Annotated in this window: 18 protein-coding genes; 9 read left to right on the top strand and 9 right to left on the bottom strand. The window is 71.4% G+C overall.

Going from position 1 to position 18,747, the window contains the following annotated elements:
* Positions 1–93: 93 nt before the first annotated feature.
* Positions 94–933 carry an NAD(P)H-binding protein gene (locus tag ACFYM2_RS19010; RefSeq protein ID WP_358998287.1) on the bottom strand — a complete coding sequence of 280 codons (840 nt, stop codon included), beginning with the start codon at positions 931–933 and terminating at the stop codon, positions 94–96.
* A gap of 325 nt (positions 934–1,258) precedes the next feature.
* Between ACFYM2_RS19010 and ACFYM2_RS19005 the strand changes: the two genes are divergently transcribed.
* Positions 1,259–1,507, top strand: a complete 249-nt coding sequence (locus tag ACFYM2_RS19005) for a hypothetical protein (protein ID WP_388458552.1) — start codon at positions 1,259–1,261, stop codon at positions 1,505–1,507.
* A gap of 69 nt (positions 1,508–1,576) precedes the next feature.
* Positions 1,577–2,008, top strand: a complete 432-nt coding sequence (locus tag ACFYM2_RS19000) for a GNAT family N-acetyltransferase (RefSeq protein ID WP_358998290.1) — start codon at positions 1,577–1,579, stop codon at positions 2,006–2,008.
* Here ACFYM2_RS19000 and ACFYM2_RS18995 read toward each other — a convergent pair.
* The 7 genes from ACFYM2_RS18995 to ACFYM2_RS18965 all read right to left on the bottom strand — a co-directional run bounded on the left by ACFYM2_RS18995 (position 1,983) and on the right by ACFYM2_RS18965 (position 10,114).
* Entirely contained in the window at positions 1,983–2,543 is a 561-nt protein-coding gene (locus ACFYM2_RS18995; protein WP_388837386.1) for a GNAT family N-acetyltransferase, read from the bottom strand. The genes ACFYM2_RS19000 and ACFYM2_RS18995 overlap by 26 nt on opposite strands.
* Before the next feature lie 81 nt (positions 2,544–2,624).
* Positions 2,625–5,312, bottom strand: a complete 2,688-nt coding sequence (gene mgtA / locus ACFYM2_RS18990; RefSeq protein ID WP_388837383.1) for a magnesium-translocating P-type ATPase — start codon at positions 5,310–5,312, stop codon at positions 2,625–2,627.
* Positions 5,296–5,670 (bottom strand): metalloregulator ArsR/SmtB family transcription factor, encoded by a 375-nt coding sequence (locus tag ACFYM2_RS18985; RefSeq protein WP_358998299.1) that lies wholly within the window; start codon positions 5,668–5,670, stop codon positions 5,296–5,298. Before ACFYM2_RS18985 ends, mgtA begins: the two co-directional genes overlap by 17 nt.
* Before the next feature lie 43 nt (positions 5,671–5,713).
* Entirely contained in the window at positions 5,714–7,720 is a 2,007-nt protein-coding gene (locus ACFYM2_RS18980) for an ABC transporter permease (RefSeq protein WP_388837380.1), read from the bottom strand.
* 122 nt (positions 7,721–7,842) lie between these two features.
* Positions 7,843–8,670, bottom strand: coding sequence for a molybdate ABC transporter substrate-binding protein (modA, locus tag ACFYM2_RS18975; RefSeq protein WP_388837476.1), 828 nt, complete (start codon positions 8,668–8,670; stop codon positions 7,843–7,845).
* A 161-nt stretch (positions 8,671–8,831) separates the two neighbouring features.
* Positions 8,832–9,227 (bottom strand): helix-turn-helix transcriptional regulator, encoded by a 396-nt coding sequence (locus tag ACFYM2_RS18970; protein WP_358998304.1) that lies wholly within the window; start codon positions 9,225–9,227, stop codon positions 8,832–8,834.
* A 284-nt stretch (positions 9,228–9,511) separates the two neighbouring features.
* Positions 9,512–10,114, bottom strand: coding sequence for a hypothetical protein (locus ACFYM2_RS18965; protein ID WP_358998514.1), 603 nt, complete (start codon positions 10,112–10,114; stop codon positions 9,512–9,514).
* A 174-nt stretch (positions 10,115–10,288) separates the two neighbouring features.
* Here ACFYM2_RS18965 and hemL point away from each other — a divergent pair, with 174 nt between their 5' ends.
* The 7 genes from hemL to ccsB all read left to right on the top strand — a co-directional run bounded on the left by hemL (position 10,289) and on the right by ccsB (position 18,099).
* Entirely contained in the window at positions 10,289–11,611 is a 1,323-nt protein-coding gene (gene hemL, locus ACFYM2_RS18960) for a glutamate-1-semialdehyde 2,1-aminomutase (protein ID WP_358998306.1), read from the top strand.
* On the top strand, positions 11,608–12,306 hold the full coding sequence (locus ACFYM2_RS18955) for a histidine phosphatase family protein (RefSeq protein WP_358998309.1): 699 nt from the start codon (positions 11,608–11,610) through the stop codon (positions 12,304–12,306). Before hemL ends, ACFYM2_RS18955 begins: the two co-directional genes overlap by 4 nt.
* 313 nt (positions 12,307–12,619) lie before the next feature.
* Positions 12,620–13,840: a hypothetical protein gene (locus ACFYM2_RS18950; RefSeq protein ID WP_388837377.1), complete on the top strand. Its 1,221-nt coding sequence runs from the start codon at positions 12,620–12,622 to the stop codon at positions 13,838–13,840.
* Positions 13,841–13,917: 77 nt separating this feature from the next.
* Complete coding sequence (locus ACFYM2_RS18945; protein ID WP_358998315.1) at positions 13,918–14,526, top strand: TlpA disulfide reductase family protein; 609 nt, start codon at positions 13,918–13,920, stop codon at positions 14,524–14,526.
* A gap of 7 nt (positions 14,527–14,533) precedes the next feature.
* Positions 14,534–15,295 carry a cytochrome c biogenesis CcdA family protein gene (locus tag ACFYM2_RS18940; RefSeq protein WP_388458565.1) on the top strand — a complete coding sequence of 254 codons (762 nt, stop codon included), beginning with the start codon at positions 14,534–14,536 and terminating at the stop codon, positions 15,293–15,295.
* Positions 15,296–15,298: 3 nt separating this feature from the next.
* Positions 15,299–17,011: a cytochrome c biogenesis protein ResB gene (locus tag ACFYM2_RS18935; RefSeq protein WP_388837374.1), complete on the top strand. Its 1,713-nt coding sequence runs from the start codon at positions 15,299–15,301 to the stop codon at positions 17,009–17,011.
* Complete coding sequence (gene ccsB / locus ACFYM2_RS18930; RefSeq protein WP_358998321.1) at positions 17,008–18,099, top strand: c-type cytochrome biogenesis protein CcsB; 1,092 nt, start codon at positions 17,008–17,010, stop codon at positions 18,097–18,099. The genes ACFYM2_RS18935 and ccsB overlap by 4 nt, the downstream gene beginning before the upstream one ends.
* 332 nt (positions 18,100–18,431) lie before the next feature.
* Here ccsB and ACFYM2_RS18925 read toward each other — a convergent pair whose 3' ends face one another.
* Complete coding sequence (locus ACFYM2_RS18925; RefSeq protein ID WP_358998324.1) at positions 18,432–18,710, bottom strand: PLD nuclease N-terminal domain-containing protein; 279 nt, start codon at positions 18,708–18,710, stop codon at positions 18,432–18,434.
* Positions 18,711–18,747: the final 37 nt, after the last annotated feature.

Here is an 18,747-nt window from a genome sequence, read left to right as displayed (position 1 = left end):
CCGCCAGGATCGCATTGGGACGGGGGTACGGGCCAGGTATTTCAGGCGCGCGCCCCGGTGCGCCCCCCGGGCCGGATGTTCGGGAAACGCTTTTCAGGGCCGGAAGGCGTCCGCGTGCTCCCGTGCCCAGGACGCGAACGTGCGGGCCGGGTGACCGGTCAGCTCCTCGACGGCCGACGTGACGGCATCGGGGCGGCCGTCGTGCGAGGCGAAGTATCCGAGCAGCGCGTCCGCGACACTCCCCGGCATGAACTCGGCCACCGACTCCTTCCAGGCCGCGCCGCTCACGGTGTTGACGGTCAGCGGACGTCCCGACGCCTCGCCGACGATGGCCACCTGCTCGGCCGCGCTGAGGGAGGCGGGGCCCGTCAAGTGGTAGGAGCGGCCCCGCAGTTCGGGCCGGGTGAGGACGGCGAGGGCGGCCTCGGCGATGTCGGCCTCGTGGATGGGGCTCGCCTGGGTCCCGGGGTAGGGCAGGTCCACGGTGCCGGTGGACTTCGCGGCCCAGGACCAGCCCAGCGCGTTGCCCGCGAAGGCGCCGGGTCGCAGGAACGTCGACTGGATCCCGGAGTTCGCCAGGCCGCGTTCGACGGCGCTGTGCATCGCCGCGATGGCGTTGGTGTCGGCGCCGGGCTCCAGGACGGAGCTGGAGGAGAGCAGCGCTATGTGCTGGACCCCGGCGGCCCTCGCCTCGGTGAGGAACGCCTCGATGTGCTGCGGGTTGGCGTAGAGGAAGACCGACTCGACGCCGGCCAGGGCGGCCGGGAACGTCGCCGGGTCGTCGAGGTCGCAGACGACGCGCTCCACGCCGTCCGGAAGGGTCAGCTTGTCCGGGCTCGCCGAGGCGGCGCGCACGGTGAGGCCGTGCTCCCGCAGCAGCCCGATGAGGATGGTGGCGACCTTGCCGCGGCTGCCGGTGATCAGGACCGTCATGAGGTGAATGCCCTCCGGGTGAAGGAAGTTGAGGTGTGCGGCATTGCTCGTTCACGTTCACGTACGAAGACCGAGCCTACGTCGCGGCCGGCCGCAGGCGCGGTGACGCATGGTGGTGCGCCTTCCCTGTGGGACGGCGAGCAATAACCTGCGTGACGCAATACCTGCGACGCACAGGTAAATATCCCCGCTGGACGGAGGGCCGTCAAACGCGTTTCGGGGGACGGGGCGGAGCTGGGCCGGGGGTTGCGACGGGGCCGGGGGTAGGGGCGGTCTGGGGGCGACCACAGCGCTGGTCAAGGTCGCGGCGGCCACGGTGCCGGTGGTGACGGTGGGCGTGGTTACGGTGCCGGTGGCAACGGTGGCGGTGGTCACGGTGGCGGTGGCCACGGTGGGCGTGGTCACGGTGAGGGTGGTTACGGTGCCGGTGGCCACGGCGGGCGTGGTCACGGTGCCGGTGGCCACGGCGGGGGTGGTCACCGTCGGGGTGGTCGCGGTGCCGCTGGTCGCCGGGGGCGTGGTCACCGTGGCCTGGTCGCGGTGCCAACGGTCACCGTGGGCGTGGTCACCGTGAGGTGGGGGCGATCGCCGGGGTGGCTATCGCGGTGGCCGGTAGCGCCTCGTGCGCTCTACTCTTCGCCGCATGAAGATCATTGACCTTGAGCCCGGCGACCCGCGTCTGGCGGCCGACCTGCTGCCGGTGCTCCTCGAACTCCGCCCGCACCTCACCGAGGACCTGTTCGCCGAGATCTACGGGGAGGGGCACGCCCAGGGCCTGCGCTTCACCGCCGCCTACGCCGACGACGGGTCCTGCGTGGGCGCGGCCGGCTGGCGCGTCGTGATCAACACCGTCGCCGGCCGCAAGCTGTACGTCGACGACCTGGTCACCGCCGCGACCGCCCGCTCCACCGGCGTGGGCCACGCCCTCCTCGCCCACCTCGAAGCCCACGCCAGGGCGGCGGGCTGCACCTCCTTGAACCTCGACTCCGCCACGCACCGCACCGACGCCCACCGCTTCTACTTCCGTGAGCGCATGGCCGTGACGGCCTTCAACTTCGACAAGCACCTGGACTGACCCCCTCCGCCAGGTCCGCACGCCAGTCGTTGGAGCGCAGCCAGGTGCCCGGCGGGTACTCGAACGCCACCTCGCCGGCCCAGGTGAACCCCGCCGCGCGGCAGGTGGCGTTGGAGGCCGCGTGGTCCACGGACGGATAGGCGTGCAGCGTGCGCGGGCCGCCCGCCGCGCGTGCCTCGGCCACCACCGCCCGCAGCGCGGCGACGGCCAGGCCACGGCCCCGGTGGGCGGGCAGGATGCCGTACCCCGTCTCGTACACAGGCTCGCCCTGCCATATGCGCCGCCAGTAACCGACCGTCCCGACCACCTCGTCCGTCCCGGCGACGAGGACCTTGAACATGCGTCCCTCGTCGGCGGGACCGGCGCTCATGGCCGTGTACGTGCGGTGCCGGGACAGCACCTTCTCCTCGGACTCCGGGCCGCCGAGGTGGTCGGTCATCTCCGGCGCGTTGGCCGCGCGGAGCAGGTCGAGGTCGTCGTCCGACCACGCTTCGAGCCGGACGCGCAAGGGGACTTCACGGGCTGTGTCGCTCATGTCCCCCACGGTAGGCGCCGGGTCTGACAATGGCCCTGACCAGGGGCGGAAGGCATCCGGGGCCGCTCGGCGGGCCAATCCTCAAGCAGGGGGCACCGGCCAGCGGGCTCCGCGTGTGCGCCAGTGCAGCGCGCCCGCGTACAGGGCGAGCACGATCGCGAGGAGCGGGTAGTACGCAAGGGGCAGCGCGCCCATGCCGATGAGCGGCCCCAGCGGCGAGAGCGGGAGCAGCAGGCCGGTCAGCGCGAGCACCCCGGCGGTGACCGGGATGCCGCCGCCGCGCCCGGTGCGCAGCAGCACCATCACCAGCGCCTGGGTCAGCAGGTTCTCGGTGAACCAGCCGGCGTGGAACGGCGTTTGGGCCCGGGTGCCGCTCAGCGCCCACACGAGCACCGCGAACGTCGCGAGGTCGGCGGCGGCGTTGAGCACGCCGAACCCGGTGACGGAGAAGAGGACTTCGCGTGGGCGCAGCTTGAGGGGCCGGCGCAGCGCCGCCGCCCGGGGGCGCTCGTGGGCGAAGGCCAGCTGGGCGGCGTCGAAGCAAAGGTTCTGGACCAGGACCTGGGAGGGCAGCATGGGCAGGAACGGCAGCAGCAGTCCGGCGGTCAGCATCGCGATGACGTTGCCGAGGTTCGAGGACAGGGTGATCCGCAAATAGCTCGCGATGGTGGCGCCGCCCGCGCGTCCCGCCGCGATGGCGTGGTCGAGCGAGGTCAGATCCTTCGCGGCGAGCACGACGTCCGCCGTCTCGCGAACCACGTCCACGGCGCCCGGCGGGCAGATGCCGACGTCGCAGGCGCGCAGCGCGGGCAGGTCGTTGACGCCGTCGCCGAGGAATCCGGTGACATGTCCGCGCTCGCGCAGGACGCGGACGAGCCGCGCCTTGTGGGCGGGGGAGCAGCGGGCGAAGACAGTAGTACTGGCGGCGAGTTCGCCGAGTTCGGCGTCGCTGAGGGCGTCGAAGGAGGCGGCCGTGACGACGTCGCCCGGGTGAAGGCCGAGCTCGCGGCAGGCCCGTGCGGCCGTGCCGGGGTGGTCACCGGTCAGCACCTTGATCGCGACGCCCCGGTGGGACAGCGCGGTGAGCGCGGACGCCGCCGACTCGTCCGCCGCGTCCCGCAGCCCGACAAGCCCCCTGAAGGTCAGCCCGTGCTCGTCGGCGGCTGCGTACGGGCGCGCGGTGGCGGGACGTTCCGCAAGGGCCACCGCGAGGACGCGCAGTCCGTCGGCGGCCAGGCGGTCCGCGAGGGCGCGCGCCCGCCCGCGCTCCTCCTCGGTGAGTTCGCACCGTTCCAGGACGTCCTCTGCGGCGCCCTTGACCACCAGGGTGTGGTGTCCGAGCCGGCCCGGCGTGGCGATGACGGCGGTGGACAGGCGGCGCACCGGGTCGAAGGGGAGGGCGGCGACCGCGTCGTACTCCAGCGCGGCGAGCCCCGTGACGAGACGTTCCTCCACGGCGTCGAGCAGGGCCTCGTCCAGCGCGTCGGGACAGGGCATGTCGGCGAGCCGCAGCGTCCACAGGCTGTTGACGGCGGCCCAGCGCAGCACGGCGTCGTCGGGGGCGCCCGAGATGTCGAGCGCGCAGTCCACGACCGGCCGGTCCTGCGTCAGAGTGCCCGTCTTGTCCAGGCAGACGACATCGACGGCGCCCAGGTCGTGCAGGGCGGGCAGCCGCTTGACGATCACCTGGTGGGTGCGGGCCAGCGCGGACGCGCCCCGCGCGAGGGTCGTCGTCACGATGACCGGCAGCATCTCCGGGGTGAGCCCGACGGCGACCGCCACCGCGAACGGCAGGGTCTCAAGGCCCCGGCCGCGCAGTGCCGCGTTGGCCATCAGGACGAGCGGCGGAGTGAGCAGCATGAAGCGGATCAGGATCCAGGAGATGCCGTAGACCGAGCGGTCGAACGCGGTCGTGCGCTGGTCGTCGCGCGGCGCCCGGTCGGCCGCCGCGAACCGGGTGTCCACGCCGGTCGCCATCACCACACCCGTGCCGCTGCCGGACGCCACGCTGCTGCCCTGGAAGCAGACCTCGGGCCGGTCGAAGTCCTCCTCACCGAGCGCGAACACCCGCGCCCCGGACGGCGACGCGTCGGCCGTCCCCGTCCCCGTCCGCGTCTCGTCCGTCCGCGTCTCGTCCGTCCGCGTCTCATCCACCCGCGCCCCGGCCGGGGGCGGCGTCCGCGCCGGCTCGTCCACCGGATACTTGGCGACCGGCGCGGACTCGCCGGTCAGCGCGGCCTGATGCATCGTCAGACCGCTGGCCCGCAACAGCCGTAGATCCGCCGGTACGAGATCACCGGGCGCGAGCCGCACCACGTCACCGGGCACCACCTGGTCCACCGGGACCTCACGCGCCACCGGCGCCGCGTCCTCATCCGCCCTGCGCAGCACGGTCGCGGTGCTCGCCACCAGGTGCCGCAGCCGGGCGGCCGAACGGTCGGCGCGGTGCTCGCCCGCGGCCCGCAGCGCGCAACTCACCACCACCAGCACCACGATGACCGACGCCGTGGCCCAGGCGGCCACCAGCGTGGAGACCAGCGCGAGCCCGGCGAGCACGGCGGTGAACGGGTCGCGCAGGCTGCGCAGGAAAACGATCGGCAGGGCGGGAACTCGTCGGGCGGGAAGGACGTTTTCCCCATATCGCGCGAGTCGTGCCTCGGCGTCGGAGTCCACGAGCCCCCGGGGGCCGGAGTCGAGCGCACGCAGCAATTGCAGAGGAGTGCTCTTTGACAACTGCAGAGTGGAGACCCGCTCAGGCGCCCAGGTCACGGACGAGTCCTGAAGGTCCCGGCAGCTTCACGCCCCCGCCGAGCCGGTCCACCAGCCAGCGCACCATCTGAGCCACATCGGGATCGTCGACGAGATAGACGACCCGCCGCCCCTCCCGCCGGGAGCGGACGAGCCCCGCGAGCTTCAGCTTCGCCAGGTGCTGACTGACGGCCGGCAGCGCACCGCCGACCCTCTCGGCAAGCCCCGACACATCGGACTCGCCATGGCTCAGCATCCACATGATGTGCAGGCGCGCGGGCGAGGCAAGGAGTCCGAAGACGCCCGCTGCCTCGCCGAGTACGTCGGCCGACGGGTCGGCGCTGCTCGTCGTCACCGTCGTCTCCCGTCGCCGTGGCATGACCGTTCCTGTCGCTCCGGGCAGCCAGTCTAGGGGCGGCGGCTCACAGGGACACGAGAGTCACCTCGGTCGCCTTCACGCTCGACCATACGGCCGCGCCCTCCACCAATCCCAGCTCGGCCGCCGCGCCCGGGGTGACCTCCGCGATCAGGTCGGGCGACTCGGCCGATCCGATGAGCACCCGCAGTCTGCTCCCGCTCGCCGTGATCTCGCGCACGGTGCCGGGCCAGACGTTGCGTGGGCTGCCGTCGGGCCGCCTGCGGTGCACGGACACCGACTCCGGCGCGATGATAGCCAACGCCCTGCTGCCTTCGGGCAGTTGCTCGGCCGCCACGATCCGGCCGCCGCCGGCCAGCGCCAGTCCGTCGCCGCGCGCCTGCCCCGCCCACGCGTTGCGGCCCAGCATCCGGGCGACCCAGGGGGAGCGCGGATGGCGGGTGACCTCGGCGGGCGGCGCGTCCTGGAGCGCGCGCCCGCCTTCCAGGACGAGGACGCGGTCGGCCAGGGAGACGGCCTCGACCGGGTCGTGCGTCACGATCAGACACACCCCGGAGAACCCGGCCAGATGCGTCCGCAGGGTGTGGCGGACCTGGGCCCGGGTCGTCTGGTCGAGCGCGGCCAGAGGTTCGTCGAGGAGCAGGAGGCGGGGCCGTGCCGCCAACGCCCTTGCCAGGGCCACACGTTGGGCCTGACCTCCGGAGAGCTGGGCCGGCTTGCGGTGGGCCAGTGGGCCGACGCCGAGGCGGTCGAGCCACCGCTGGGCCGAGGCGCGGGCCTCGCCGCGCCCGACGCCCTGGGCGCGCAGCCCGTACGCGGTGTTGGCGAGCGCGCTCAGGTGCGGGAACAGCGCGCCGTCCTGGGGGACCCAGGCAACCCCGCGCTGGTGCGGGGGCAGACCGGTGACGTCGAGATCACCCAGGCGCAGTTCGGCGTGGGCGCGCGGGGTGAGGCCGAGCAGCGCCCGCAGCAGGGTGGTCTTGCCCGCGCCGTTCTCACCGACGATGGCGATCGTGGTGCCGGGCTCGGCGTCGAGAGTGAGCTCGTTGAACCCGGACACGTCGGCGTGCAGGGCCCAACTCGGCGTGGCGGCGGGCGAGTTGGCGCCCTTCGCGAGCCGCGCCGGGTCGGCCGATGCCGAGTCGGTCGGGGACGGGTCGGCCGGGGTCGGGTCGGCCGGGGTCGGGTCCGTCTGGGGAGCGGCGGGGCCGGGGTCCCCGAGGGTGGCGTGGGGTGCGGCGCCCCGGGGGGAGGCGGCGCCGGTCCAGCGGCCGCGCAGGGCCACGAGGACGGCCATGGCGATGGCGAGCAGCAGCAGCGAGACGGAGGTCGCGGCCTGCGGGGAGTCCTGGAGGAGCAGATAGACCTGGAGCGGGAGGGTCTGGGTGGTGCCGGGGAGGTTGCCGGCGAAGGTGATGGTGGCGCCGAACTCGCCGAGCGCGCGCGCCCAGGTGAGCGCCGCTCCTGCCGCGAGGCCCGGCGCGACCATCGGCAGGGTCACGGTGAGGAAGACGCGGAAGGGGGAGGCGCCGAGCGAGGCCGCGGTCTCCTCGTAGCGGGGCCGCAGCCCGCCGAGCGCCCCCTCCAGGCTGATCACGAGGAACGGCATCGCGACGAACGTGGCCGCCACCACGGCGCCCGAGGTGTGGAAGGGCAGCGTGATCCCGAAGGTGTCCTCCAGCCAGGGCCCCAGCAGCCCCCGCCGCCCGAAGCCGAGCAGCAGGGCGACGCCGCCGACGGTGGGCGGCAGCACCATCGGGAGCAGCACGAGTGAGCGCACCAGGGCCTTGCCGGGGAAGTCGACCCGGGCCAGCAGCCAGGCGAGGGGCACGCCGAGCAGGAGGGAGAGAACAAGTGCCCAGAGCGAGACGACCAGCGAGAGCCGCAGCGCCTCGGTGACGTCGGGGCTGGTCAGATGGGTGCCGAGGTCGCCCCATGAAGTGCGGGCCAGGATGCCGAGCAGCGGCATGGCGAGGAAGGCGATGGCGAGCAGCGCGGGCAGCGCCAGGGCGAGGGGCGGGCGCCGGCGGGTGCGGAAGCGGCTGCGAGGCATGAGGTTCCCCGGGTGTCCTGAGGGTGCGGGGCCCGCCCGCCGTGGACGGACAAGGCCAGACGGACAAGCCGGACGGACAAGGCCGGACGGGCAGGCCCCGCAAGGGAGATGACGCGATCGGGTTACGGCTGCTGGAAGCCCGCGTCCGTGAGGATCTTCCGCGCCTCGGGAGAGGACAGCCACTTCACAAACGAGGCGGCGGCGTCGGCGTTCTTGGACGTCTTCAGTGTGGCGGCGGGGTACTGGGCCACGGCGTTCTGCGCGTCCGGGATGTCGACGGTGTCGACCTTGCCCTTCGCGGAGGCGGCGTCGGTCTTGTAGACGATGCCGGCGTCGGCCTCGCCCAGCTCCACCTTGCTGAGCACGGCACGCACATTGGGCTCCTGGGAGACCGGCTTGACCGTGATCTTCTGGGCGTCCAGAACCTGCTTGCTGTAGCGGCCGACCGGCACCTCGGGGGCGGCGAGGACCACCTTCAGGTTCGGCTCGGACAGGTTCTTGAGGCCTTCGACCTTCTTCGGGTTGCCCTTGTCGGTTGCGATGACCAGGCGGTTCCTGGCGATGACCGAGGGGGCGTTCACATCGGCCTTGAGGCCGTCCATGGTCTTGGTGTCTGCGGTCACCAGGGCGTCGGCCGGCGCGCCCTGCTTGACCTGCGCAGCCAGCTCCTGCGAACCGGCGAAGGAGAACGTGACCTTGGTGCCGGGGTGCTCCTTCTCATAGGCCGCGCCGGCCGTCTTGAAGACGTCGGTGAGCGAGGACGCGGCGAGGACGGTCAGCTTGGCGGCCCTGGCGGAACCGGTCCCGGCGGAACCGGCTCCGGCGGACGGCGAGGCGGACGCGCCGCCCCCGCTGTCCTTGCCGCCGCCGCAGGCCGTGGCGAGCGGGATGAGCAGGGCGGCGCAGACGACGGCCGTGGCGGCGCGGCGGCGTTGGGTGCTGAGAGCCATGACAGACATGGGTGGAGCTCCTTCGGATGCGTGTCGAGCCGCGCCGGGAGATGAGGGCTTCCGCTGCCGTGCCTCCGTTGCCGGATGCGTGGGGGGCAGGAAGAAGGGCGACGCCGCAGGGACGTACGGGAGTGGCCTGGGATCGACGGCCCGGGACCGGCCTAGGCGCGGTCGATGTGCACGCTGGTGGACTTCACCCGCGCGGTGGCCTGCATGCCCACCTCGAGGCCCAGCTCTTCGACGGCCTCCCGGGTCAGGAGGGAGACCAGGCGGTGCGGGCCGGCCTGGATCTCGACCTGGGCGGCGACGTCACCGAGTTTGACGGCGGTGACGATGCCGGGGAAGGCGTTGCGGGCGGAGGTGTAGGGCACCTCGTCCTCGCCTTGGGAGGACTGGCCGACCTCGATGGAGAACGCGGCCAGATCCCGCCCGTCGATGAGCCGGCGGCCGCCTTCGTCCCGATGGGTCGTGACGCGGCCGCCGTCGGCCCAGCGGCGCACGGTGTCGGGGCTGACGCCGAGCAGACGCGCTGCCTGGCCGATGGTGTAGGACTGCATGTGCGACAAGATAGGCGCCTTCGCGCCGCATACACAAAGGTTCTGTCGGAACATACGCCGCACCTGCGCGGCCGCATGGGCGAAGCTCCAAGCCGCCGGAACACCCTCGTGAGAGCCCCGGCACACACCCCACGCACACCCAGTCCCGGGCCCCGGCCCCCGCGCCGTCCCCCGCGCCCGCCGCGCCCCCGCCCCCGTACGACGGCCGGTTCAAATCCCCCTCGGGCCGCCCAACGCACCCCTCAGGGCTACCTCCTCAGAGCCGCCCCCTCAGAGCAGCCCTCTCAGGGCCACACCAAGCAGTAGGGCTGGTGCCCCGCCTCATGCAACCGGTGGCTGAAGTCCTGCCATTCGTGCAGCAGTTGGTAGACGTTGAACGCGTCGCGCGGGCCGCCGCGGTCGGGGACGGTGGACCAGATGAAGGCGGCGGCGCCGACCGTCTCCTCGCCGACGCCGCGCAGCGGGTCGACGACGGTCATGGGGAGCTTGACCACCGCGTAGTCGGGGTGCAGGACCACGAGTTCCAGCGGCGGGACCTTGTGCAGCGGTATGCCCTGGATGCCGGTGAGGACCATCGCGGCCATCGTCTCCGGCTTGATCTTGGTGAACATGCCGCCCATGCCCAGTTCGTCACCGCCGAGCTCTTCGGGGCGCATGGTGACGGGCACCCGGGCAGCCGTCGCGCCGTCGGGCGCGCCGAAGTACTTGTAGGTCACCCCCATCCGGCCACTTCCGTTCCCCGCCCCCGCGCCACCCGCGACCTGCTCGATCCGGTCGACCCGGTCGATCCGGTCCTGGCCGTCACGTCGCCGGTGCCGTCCCCGACGGTGGGCGCGCTCGGGGCCCCGGTCATCGGTCCCCTCGCCCAGTCCGCCACCGCGATGCATATCCTTCACCCGACTGCTTGTAGCCCGACTGCTTTGTAGACGGCGCGCGCCCCGTCGCGCAACCCGATCATCCGTCGATGCAACTCGATCATCTGCGGATCATCGTGTCACTGACCTCCCCCGCGCGGGTGCGGTGAAACACCAGTCCGCAAGAACGTCCGGGCCTCTGCCACCATGGCGTGTGTGAGCTATCCGTACGAATACGACGCCCCAGTTTCGCAGAACCTCTTCGACCGCGCGTCCGCCGTGACGCCCGGCGGTGTGAACTCCCCCGTCCGTGCCTTCCGGGCCGTGGGCGGTACGCCCCGGTTCATGGTGTCCGGTACGGGGCCCTATCTGACCGACGCCGACGGCCGTGAGTACGTCGACCTGGTGTGCTCGTGGGGCCCGATGATCCTCGGACACGCGCACCCCGAGGTCGTCGCGGCCGTGCGGGAGGCCGTCGCCCGCGGCACCTCCTTCGGTACGCCCGGCGAGGGCGAGGTCGCGCTCGCCGAGGAGATCGTGGCCCGTGTCGAGCCGGTCGAGCAGGTCCGCCTGGTGTCCTCCGGCACCGAGGCGACCATGTCCGCGATCCGCCTGGCCCGTGGCTTCACCGGCCGCGCCAAGGTGATCAAGTTCGCCGGCTGCTACCACGGGCACGTGGACGCGCTGCTGGCCGCCGCCGGCTCCGGGGTCGCCACCTTCGGCCTTCCCGACACCCCCGGCGTCACCGGCGCCCAGGCCGGCGACACGATCGTGCTTCCGTACAACGATCTGGACGCGGTGCACGCGGCGTTCCACGCCCACCCGGGCGAGATCGCCTGTGTGATCACCGAGGCTTCGCCCGGCAACATGGGCGTCGTCCCGCCCGCCGAGGGGTTCAACGCCGGTCTGAAGGCGGCGTGCGCCAAGAACGGCGCGCTCTACATCTCCGACGAGGTGATGACCGGGTTCCGCACGTCAAAGGCGGGCTGGTTCGGCGTCGATGGCGTCAAGCCGGACCTCATGACGTTCGGCAAGGTCATGGGCGGAGGCTTCCCGGCCGCGGCGTTCGGCGGCCGCGCCGACGTGATGGGCCACCTCGCCCCGGCCGGCCCCGTCTACCAGGCGGGCACCCTGTCCGGCAATCCGGTCGCCACCGCCGCCGGCCTCGCCCAGCTGCGGCTGCTCGACGATGCGGCGTACGCCAAGGTCGACGCCGTGTCCGCCGAGATCCAGGCGCTCGTCACCGGCGCCCTCGGCAAGGAGGGCGTGGCCCACCGGGTGCAGACGGCGAGCAACATGTTCTCCGTCTTCTTCACGCCGGACGAGGTCACCGACTACGACGACGCGAAGAAGCAGGAAGCCTTCCGCTTCAACGCGTTCTTCCACTCGATGCTGTCGCAGGGCGTCTACCTGCCGCCCTCCGCGTTCGAGTCCTGGTTCGTGTCGACCGCCCACGACGAGCGCGCCATCGAGCGCATCGCGGCCGCGCTGCCCGCCGCCGCCCGCGCAGCGGCGGAGGCCACGGCATGAGCGAGCAGAACCGACCGAGCGGGAACGAGCTCACAGTCGTACACCTGATGCGCCACGGCGAGGTGCACAACCCGGACGGGGTCCTCTACGGGCGCCGCCCCGGCTACCACCTGTCCGAACTCGGCCGCCAGATGGCCGACCGGGTCGCCGAGCACCTGGCGGGCCGTGACGTCACCCATGTTGTCGCCTCACCGCTTGAGCGCGCCCAGGAGACGGCGACCCCGATCGCCAAGGCGCACGGCCTCGACCTCGCGACCGACCCGCGCTTGATCGAGGCGGGCAACGTCTTCGAGGGCAAGACCTTCGGAGTCGGGGACGGCGCCCTGCGCAAGCCCGCCAACTGGAAGCACCTGACCAACCCGTTCCGCCCGTCCTGGGGCGAGCCGTACGTCGAGCAGGTCGTGCGGATGATGGGCGCGCTGGACGCGGCGCGGGACGCGGCACGCGGTCATGAGGCGGTCTGCGTCAGCCACCAGCTGCCGATCTGGATCGTGCGCAGCTTCGTCGAGAAGCGGCGTCTGTGGCACGACCCGCGCAAGCGGCAGTGCACGCTGGCCTCGTTGACCAGCTTCACCTACCAGGGCGACAGGATCGTGTCCGTGGGCTACAGCGAGCCCGCGCGCGATCTCGTTCCGGCGCATCTGCTGGCCGGCGCCAAGCCGGTCAAGGGGAAGTCGAAGGCCTTCGGCGCCTGACGCGAGCGGCCGGCCGGACCACCCGTCCGACCGGCCCGCCCGTCCTCGCCCGGCCCACCGGCCCCTCCCGCCCCGCACCGCGAGGCCCACACGCGATCCCCACCCCCCGACCCCGCGACCCGCACTCCCCATCTCGTACGGTTTACGAAGGTTTGTGCGAGCCGTGGGGAACCATCCCGGTTTCACCCGGCATCTCACACCTTGCCCAACTGCGGTGACGCACGTGGGCCTGCGGACGACGAGACGACGGTGCGACGCGATGGGAACGGACGGGTTCATGAGGGAGAACGGACGGAATTTCAGCCGGAGGGGCATGCTGGGACTGGGGCTCGGGGCGGCCGCGGCGGCCGGTCTCGCCGGCTGCGGCAGCGCGGACGGCGGCCAGGGCGCGAAGAGCGGCAACGGCGACAAGGGCGGTGACGCGGCCGGCAAGAAGGCCGACGCCAAACTCATAGGCGACGGTTCCACCGCCGACACCGGCAAGCAGCCCCACCAGCCCGACAAGCCCGTCCCCCTGGAACCCGGCCAGACCCCGCCCCAGTTCGTGGTCTTCTCCTGGGACGGCGCGGGCGAGGTCGGCAACGGCCTCTTCCCGCGCTTCCTCCAGCTCGCCAAGGACCACGGCGCGGGCATGACGTTCTTCCTCTCCGGCCTGTATCTGCTGCCCGAGGACAAGAAGCGCCTCTACCGCCCGCCGAACAACCCCGTCGGCGCCTCCGACATCGGCTACCTCTCCGACCCGCACCTCAAGGAGACGCTGAAGTACGTCCGCCAGGCGTGGACCGACGGCCATGAGATAGGCACCCACTTCAACGGCCACTTCTGCTCGGGGCGCGGCACCGTCGAGCACTGGACCCCGGCCCAGTGGCAGAGCGAGATAGACCAGGCGATCGACTTCGTCACCAAGTGGAAGACCAACACCGGGTGGACGGACGAGGACCCGCTGCCCTTCGACTACCGGCGCGAGCTCGCCGGCGGCCGCACCCCCTGCCTGCTCGGCCAGGACAACCTGCTGCCCACCGCGCAGAAGCTGGGCTGGCGCTACGACGCCTCGTCGCCCGGCGGCACCCAGGTGTGGCCGGTCAAGCGGCACGGCCTGTGGGATCTGCCGCTCCAGCAAATACCCTTCCCCGGCCACTCCTTCCAGGTCCTGTCCATGGACTACAACATCCTGGCCAACCAGTCGAAGAATGCGACCAAGGCCCCGCCGGCCAACTATCCCGGCTGGCGCACGCAGGCCACCGAGGCCTACCTCGCCGGCTTCAAGCGCGCCTACCAAACCAATCGCGCGCCGTTCTACATCGGAAACCACTTCGAACAGTGGAACGGCGGCATCTACATGGACGCCGTCGAAGAGGCCTTCAAGGGCATCGCCGCGCAGCGGGACGCGAAGAAGGATGTGAGGCTCGTCTCCTTCAAGCAGTACTGCGACTGGCTCGACGTCCAGGACCCGAAGGTGCTCGCCAAGCTCCGTACGCTCGGGGTGGGACAGGCGCCCGCCGGTGGCTGGAACACGTTCCTGAAGACCGTTTAGGCGTTCCTGACAAGGGGCTTTACGGGCAGTCAGGGGGGCGCGCAAGATCCCCGAAACCTCCATGCGAAACTTTTCACATGTCCGTGAGTCCTGCTTTCCGACGCCGTCGCACCTTGACGCTGGCTGCGGCCGCCGCGGCCGCCGGCGCGCTGACCCTGACGGCCTGCGGTTCCGGTGGCACGTCCGGCGGTTCCGGTGACACCAAGTTCGTCACCGGCACCGGCGGCATCGCCACCGTGGCCAAGGGGGACCGGCAGAAGGCACCCGAGCTGTCCGGCGCGACCGTCGACGGCAAGCAGCTCGACGTCGCCTCCCTCAAGGGCAAGATCGTCGTCCTGAACGTATGGGGCTCCTGGTGCGCGCCCTGCCGGGCCGAGGCGCCGTATCTGGCCAAGGTCTCCAAGGACACGCGGGCCAAGGGCGTCGAGTTCGTGGGGATCAATACGCGCGACACGGACAAGGGTCCGGCCCAGCAGTTCGAGAAGGAATTCGGCGTCGACTATCCGAGTCTGTACGACCCGATCGGCAAGCTCATTCTGCGTTTTCCCAAGGGCAGCCTGAATCCGCAGGCCATTCCGTCGACGATCGTTCTCGACCGGAACGGAAAGATCGCCGCGCGCGCCCTCATGGCGCTCGACGACACCAAGCTGCACCAGATGATCGACCCGCTGATCGCGGAGAAGTGATCGCGTGATGGCACTGGCCGCCGTCGGCTCGATGAACGAGACGGTCTTCAGCGGGGCCCTTCTCGTGGCCCTGCCGGTCGCCGTGCTCGGCGGCCTCGTCTCGTTCTTCTCGCCCTGCGTACTGCCCCTGGTCCCCGGTTATCTCTCGTACGTCACCGGGGTCACCGGCACCGACCTGGCCGAGGCGAAGCGCGGGCGCATGGTCGCGGGCGCCAGCCTGTTCGTGCTCGGCTTCACCGCCGTGTTCGTCTCCGGCGGCGCGCTGTTCGGCTACTTCGGCAAGAACCTCCAGGACTACGGCGACACGCTCTCCAAGGTCCTCGGCGTCCTGATGATCCTCATGGGCGTCTTCTTCATGGGCCTCATGCCGTGGATGACCCAGCGGGAGTTCCGCTTCCACAAGCGGCCCGTGACCGGGCTCGCCGGGGCGCCGCTGCTCGGCGCGCTCTTCGGCATCGGCTGGACGCCGTGCCTGGGGCCCACGCTCACCTCGGTCAACGCGCTCGCGATGGACCAGGCGAGCGCCGGGCGCGGGGCGATACTGACGGTCGCGTACTGTCTCGGCCTCGGGCTGCCGTTCGTGCTCGCGGCGGTCGCCTTCCGCAAGGCGCTCGGCGCCTTCGGCTGGGTGAAGAAGCACTACGTATGGGTGATGCGGATCGGCGGCGGCATGATGATCGTGACCGGCGTGCTGCTGCTCACCGGCGCTTGGGCGGAGCTCGTCCAGCAGGTACAGGGCTGGTCCCAAGGCTTTCAGGTGGGTGTCTGACGCATGAGCAAGATCGACCAAACCGAACCGACTACGGAGCCCGACCTCGGCGAGGCCGGGGCACAGCTCTCCACCGCCCCCACCGAGGAACGCTCCAACGGTCCCGTCGGCATCGGCGTGATCGGCTGGATCCGCTGGTTCTGGCGGCAGCTGACCTCGATGCGGGTCGCCCTCATCCTGCTGTTCCTGCTGTCGCTCGGCGCCATCCCCGGCTCGCTGATCCCGCAGACCGCTGTCGACGAGATGAAGGTCGCCGACTTCCAGAAGCGGCACGACACCATCTCGCCGATCTACGAGAAGCTGGGCCTGTTCCACGTCTACAGCTCGGTGTGGTTCTCCGCGATCTACATCCTGCTCTTCGTCTCGCTCATCGGCTGCATCGTGCCCCGCACCTGGCAGTTCGTGGGCCAGCTGCGCGGGCTGCCGCCGGCCGCGCCGGGCCGTCTGACCCGGCTGCCCGCGTACACGACGTGGCGTACGGACGCCGAGCCCGAGCACGTCCGCGAGGCCGCGCTCGCCCTGCTCAAGAAGCGCCGCTTCCGCTCCCGGATCAGCGGGGACGCCGTCGCCGCAGAGAAGGGCTATCTGCGCGAGGCCGGCAACCTGATCTTCCACGTCTCGCTGATCGTGATCCTGGTGGCCTTCGCCACCGGACAGCTCTTCAAGTCCGAGGGCGGCAAGCTGATCGTCCAGGGCGACGGGTTCTCCAACACGCTCACCCAGTACGACGACTTCAAGTCGGGCTCGATGTTCGACAGCGAGGACCTGGCGCCGTTCAGCTTCACCCTGGACCGCTTCGACGCGACGTACGAGCGCTCGGGGCCCGAGCTCGGCACGGCCCGCGAGTTCAAGGCGCACGTCACCTACTCCGAGGGCGCCGAGGGCAAGCCGCAGCAGAAGACCATCGAGGTCAACAAGCCGCTGGTGGTGGACGGCTCCAAGGTCTACCTGCTCTCGCACGGCTACGCGCCCTCGGTCACCGTCAAGGACGGCAAGGGCGACGTCGTCTTCCACGGCGCGGTGCCGCTGCTGCCGATGGACAACAACCTCACGTCCAGCGGCGCCATCAAGGTGCTCGACGGCTACCGCGACGCCCAGGGCAACAAGGACCAGCTGGGTTTCGCCGCGTTCTTCGTGCCGACGTTCGGCGGCAAGGGCACCGGCGCCACCCAGATGTTCTCCAAGTTCCCCGCGCCCGACTTCCCGGTGCTCAACGTCGGCGCCTACCACGGTGACCTCGGCGTCAACTCGGGTCTGCCCAAGAACGTCTACCAGCTGGACACGGCGAGCCGGTCCATCAAGCCGTTCAAGGACGCCAACGGCACCATCCTGAAGAAGTTGCTGCTGCCCGGCGAGAGCCTTCAACTGCCGGACGGCGCCGGGTCGATCACCTTCGACAAGGGCCCCATCAAGCAGTGGGCGAGCTTCCAGATCTCCCACCAGCCCGGCAGCGGTCTCGCCCTCACCGGCGCGATCGGTGCCATCGCGGGGCTCGCCGGCTCGCTGTTCATCCAGCGGCGCCGGGTCTGGGTCCGGGCCGTCAGGGGCGACGACGGGGTGACCGTCGTCGAGATGGCCGGGCTCGGCCGCAGTGAGTCCGCGAAGCTTCCCGAGGAGCTGGCCGATCTCGCGGTCACGCTCATCCCGCAGGCGCCGACCGCGCCGGATCCAGAACCCCAACCCTCAGAAGTTCCTGCCGAAGGGGCTGAGAAGTGAATCTCGCCGCCACCACCAATGAGAGCCTGGCGCACACCAGCAACTACCTCATCTACTCGTCGATGGCCGTGTATCTGCTGGCCTTCTTCGCCAACATGGCCGAATGGCTCTTCGGCAGCCGCAGCAAGGTCGCCCGCACGGCGGCCGCGCTGACCGGCGCCGGGCAGGACGCCGTGGACGCGGGCACCGTCAAGGTCGAGGTCGCCACCAAGAACGGCGGCACCGCGGTCCTTGAGCGCCCCAAGGTCGTGACGCGGTCCCTCGCCGGCACCCGTGACGTGCCGGACGGGCCGGGCGCCTCCGGCGGGGACGAGAAGGGCGACCTCTACGGGCGCATCGCCATCTCCCTGACGGTGCTCGCCTTCCTCATCGAGTTCTCCGGTGTGCTCACCCGCGCGCTGTCCGTGCAGCGGGCGCCGTGGGGCAACATGTACGAGTTCAACCTGACCTTCTCCACGGTCGCGGTCGGCGTGTACCTGACGCTGCTGGCCCTCAAGAAGAACGTCGGCTGGCTCGGCCTCCCGCTGGTCACCACGGTCCTGCTCGACCTGGGCCTCGCCGTCACGGTCCTCTACACCGCGAGCGACCAGCTCGTCCCGGCGCTGCACTCCTACTGGCTGTGGATCCACGTCTCCACCGCGATCTTCTGCGGCGCGGTCTTCTACGTGGGCGCGGTCGCCACGATCCTGTACCTCTTCCGCGACCGGTACGAGTCCAAGCTCGCCGAGGGCGGCACTCCTGGCACCTTCGCGACCTCGGTCATGGAGCGCCTTCCGGCCGCGTCCTCGCTCGACAAGTTCGCCTACCGCGTGAACGCCGCGGTGTTCCCGCTGTGGACGTTCACGATCATCGCGGGCGCGATCTGGGCGGGGGACGCGTGGGGCCGCTACTGGGGCTGGGACCCCAAGGAGGTCTGGTCCTTCATCACGTGGGTCGCGTACGCCTGCTACCTGCACGCGCGCGCCACGGCGGGCTGGAAGGGCCGCAAGGCGGCGACGCTCGCGCTGATCGCGTTCGGCTGCTGGCTGTTCAACTACTACGGCGTCAACATCTTCGTCAACGGCAAGCACTCCTACGCGGGCGTCTGACCCGGGGCCGCTCTCAGCCCGGGCGCCTTGCCGGCTCCGCCGCGGTGGCTTGGCACGCTGGGTGCCCTACAGGGGCGCGGGGAACTGCGCGGGTGCCCCAGCATGGTCCGCACCCGTAAGGCGGCCGGGGCCGCTGGGGCTCCGCCCCAGACCCCGGTCTGCCCCACCCCACCCCTTCCCGAAACCCTCCGGGGGCGGGGAGGGCTGGATGCGAGTTCGGCTGCGGACCGTGGTTGGCTCGTCGCGCAGTTCCCCGCGCCCCTGACGGGACTGGTGCTGGCCCGCATGGGCATAGTCAGCCCGCCCGGGGCGGCACCTCGGAGGCGAGGGGGCTACGCCTCCTCGCCCAAGTCGCGCCGCTTGCGGTCCTCCAGGGACGCCAGGAACTCCGGGTTGTCGTCCGGCGCCGTCCAGCGCGCCGGCGCCCGGCGGACCTTGCCGGCGATCAGCCACGCGAGCGGTCCGACCAGCACCTCGCCGAAGAGCAGCACCACGATGATCCACACCACCTTGGGCAGGCCCTTGACGTCCTCCTCGGGGGTGTTGAGGCAGTCGATGAACGCGTAGACCCACACCGCGAGGACCAGCAGGAACGGCAGATACCTGAGCATGTTCTAAGGGTCCCCCCGGGAACGGTTTCGGGCCGTG

Origin of the sequence: Streptomyces sp. NPDC006711 (assembly GCF_042869775.1) — a bacterium.
GTDB lineage: Bacteria > Actinomycetota > Actinomycetes > Streptomycetales > Streptomycetaceae > Streptomyces.
The sequence above is the reverse complement of the archived record's forward strand: the minus strand, read 5'-3'. Positions and strand labels throughout refer to the sequence as shown.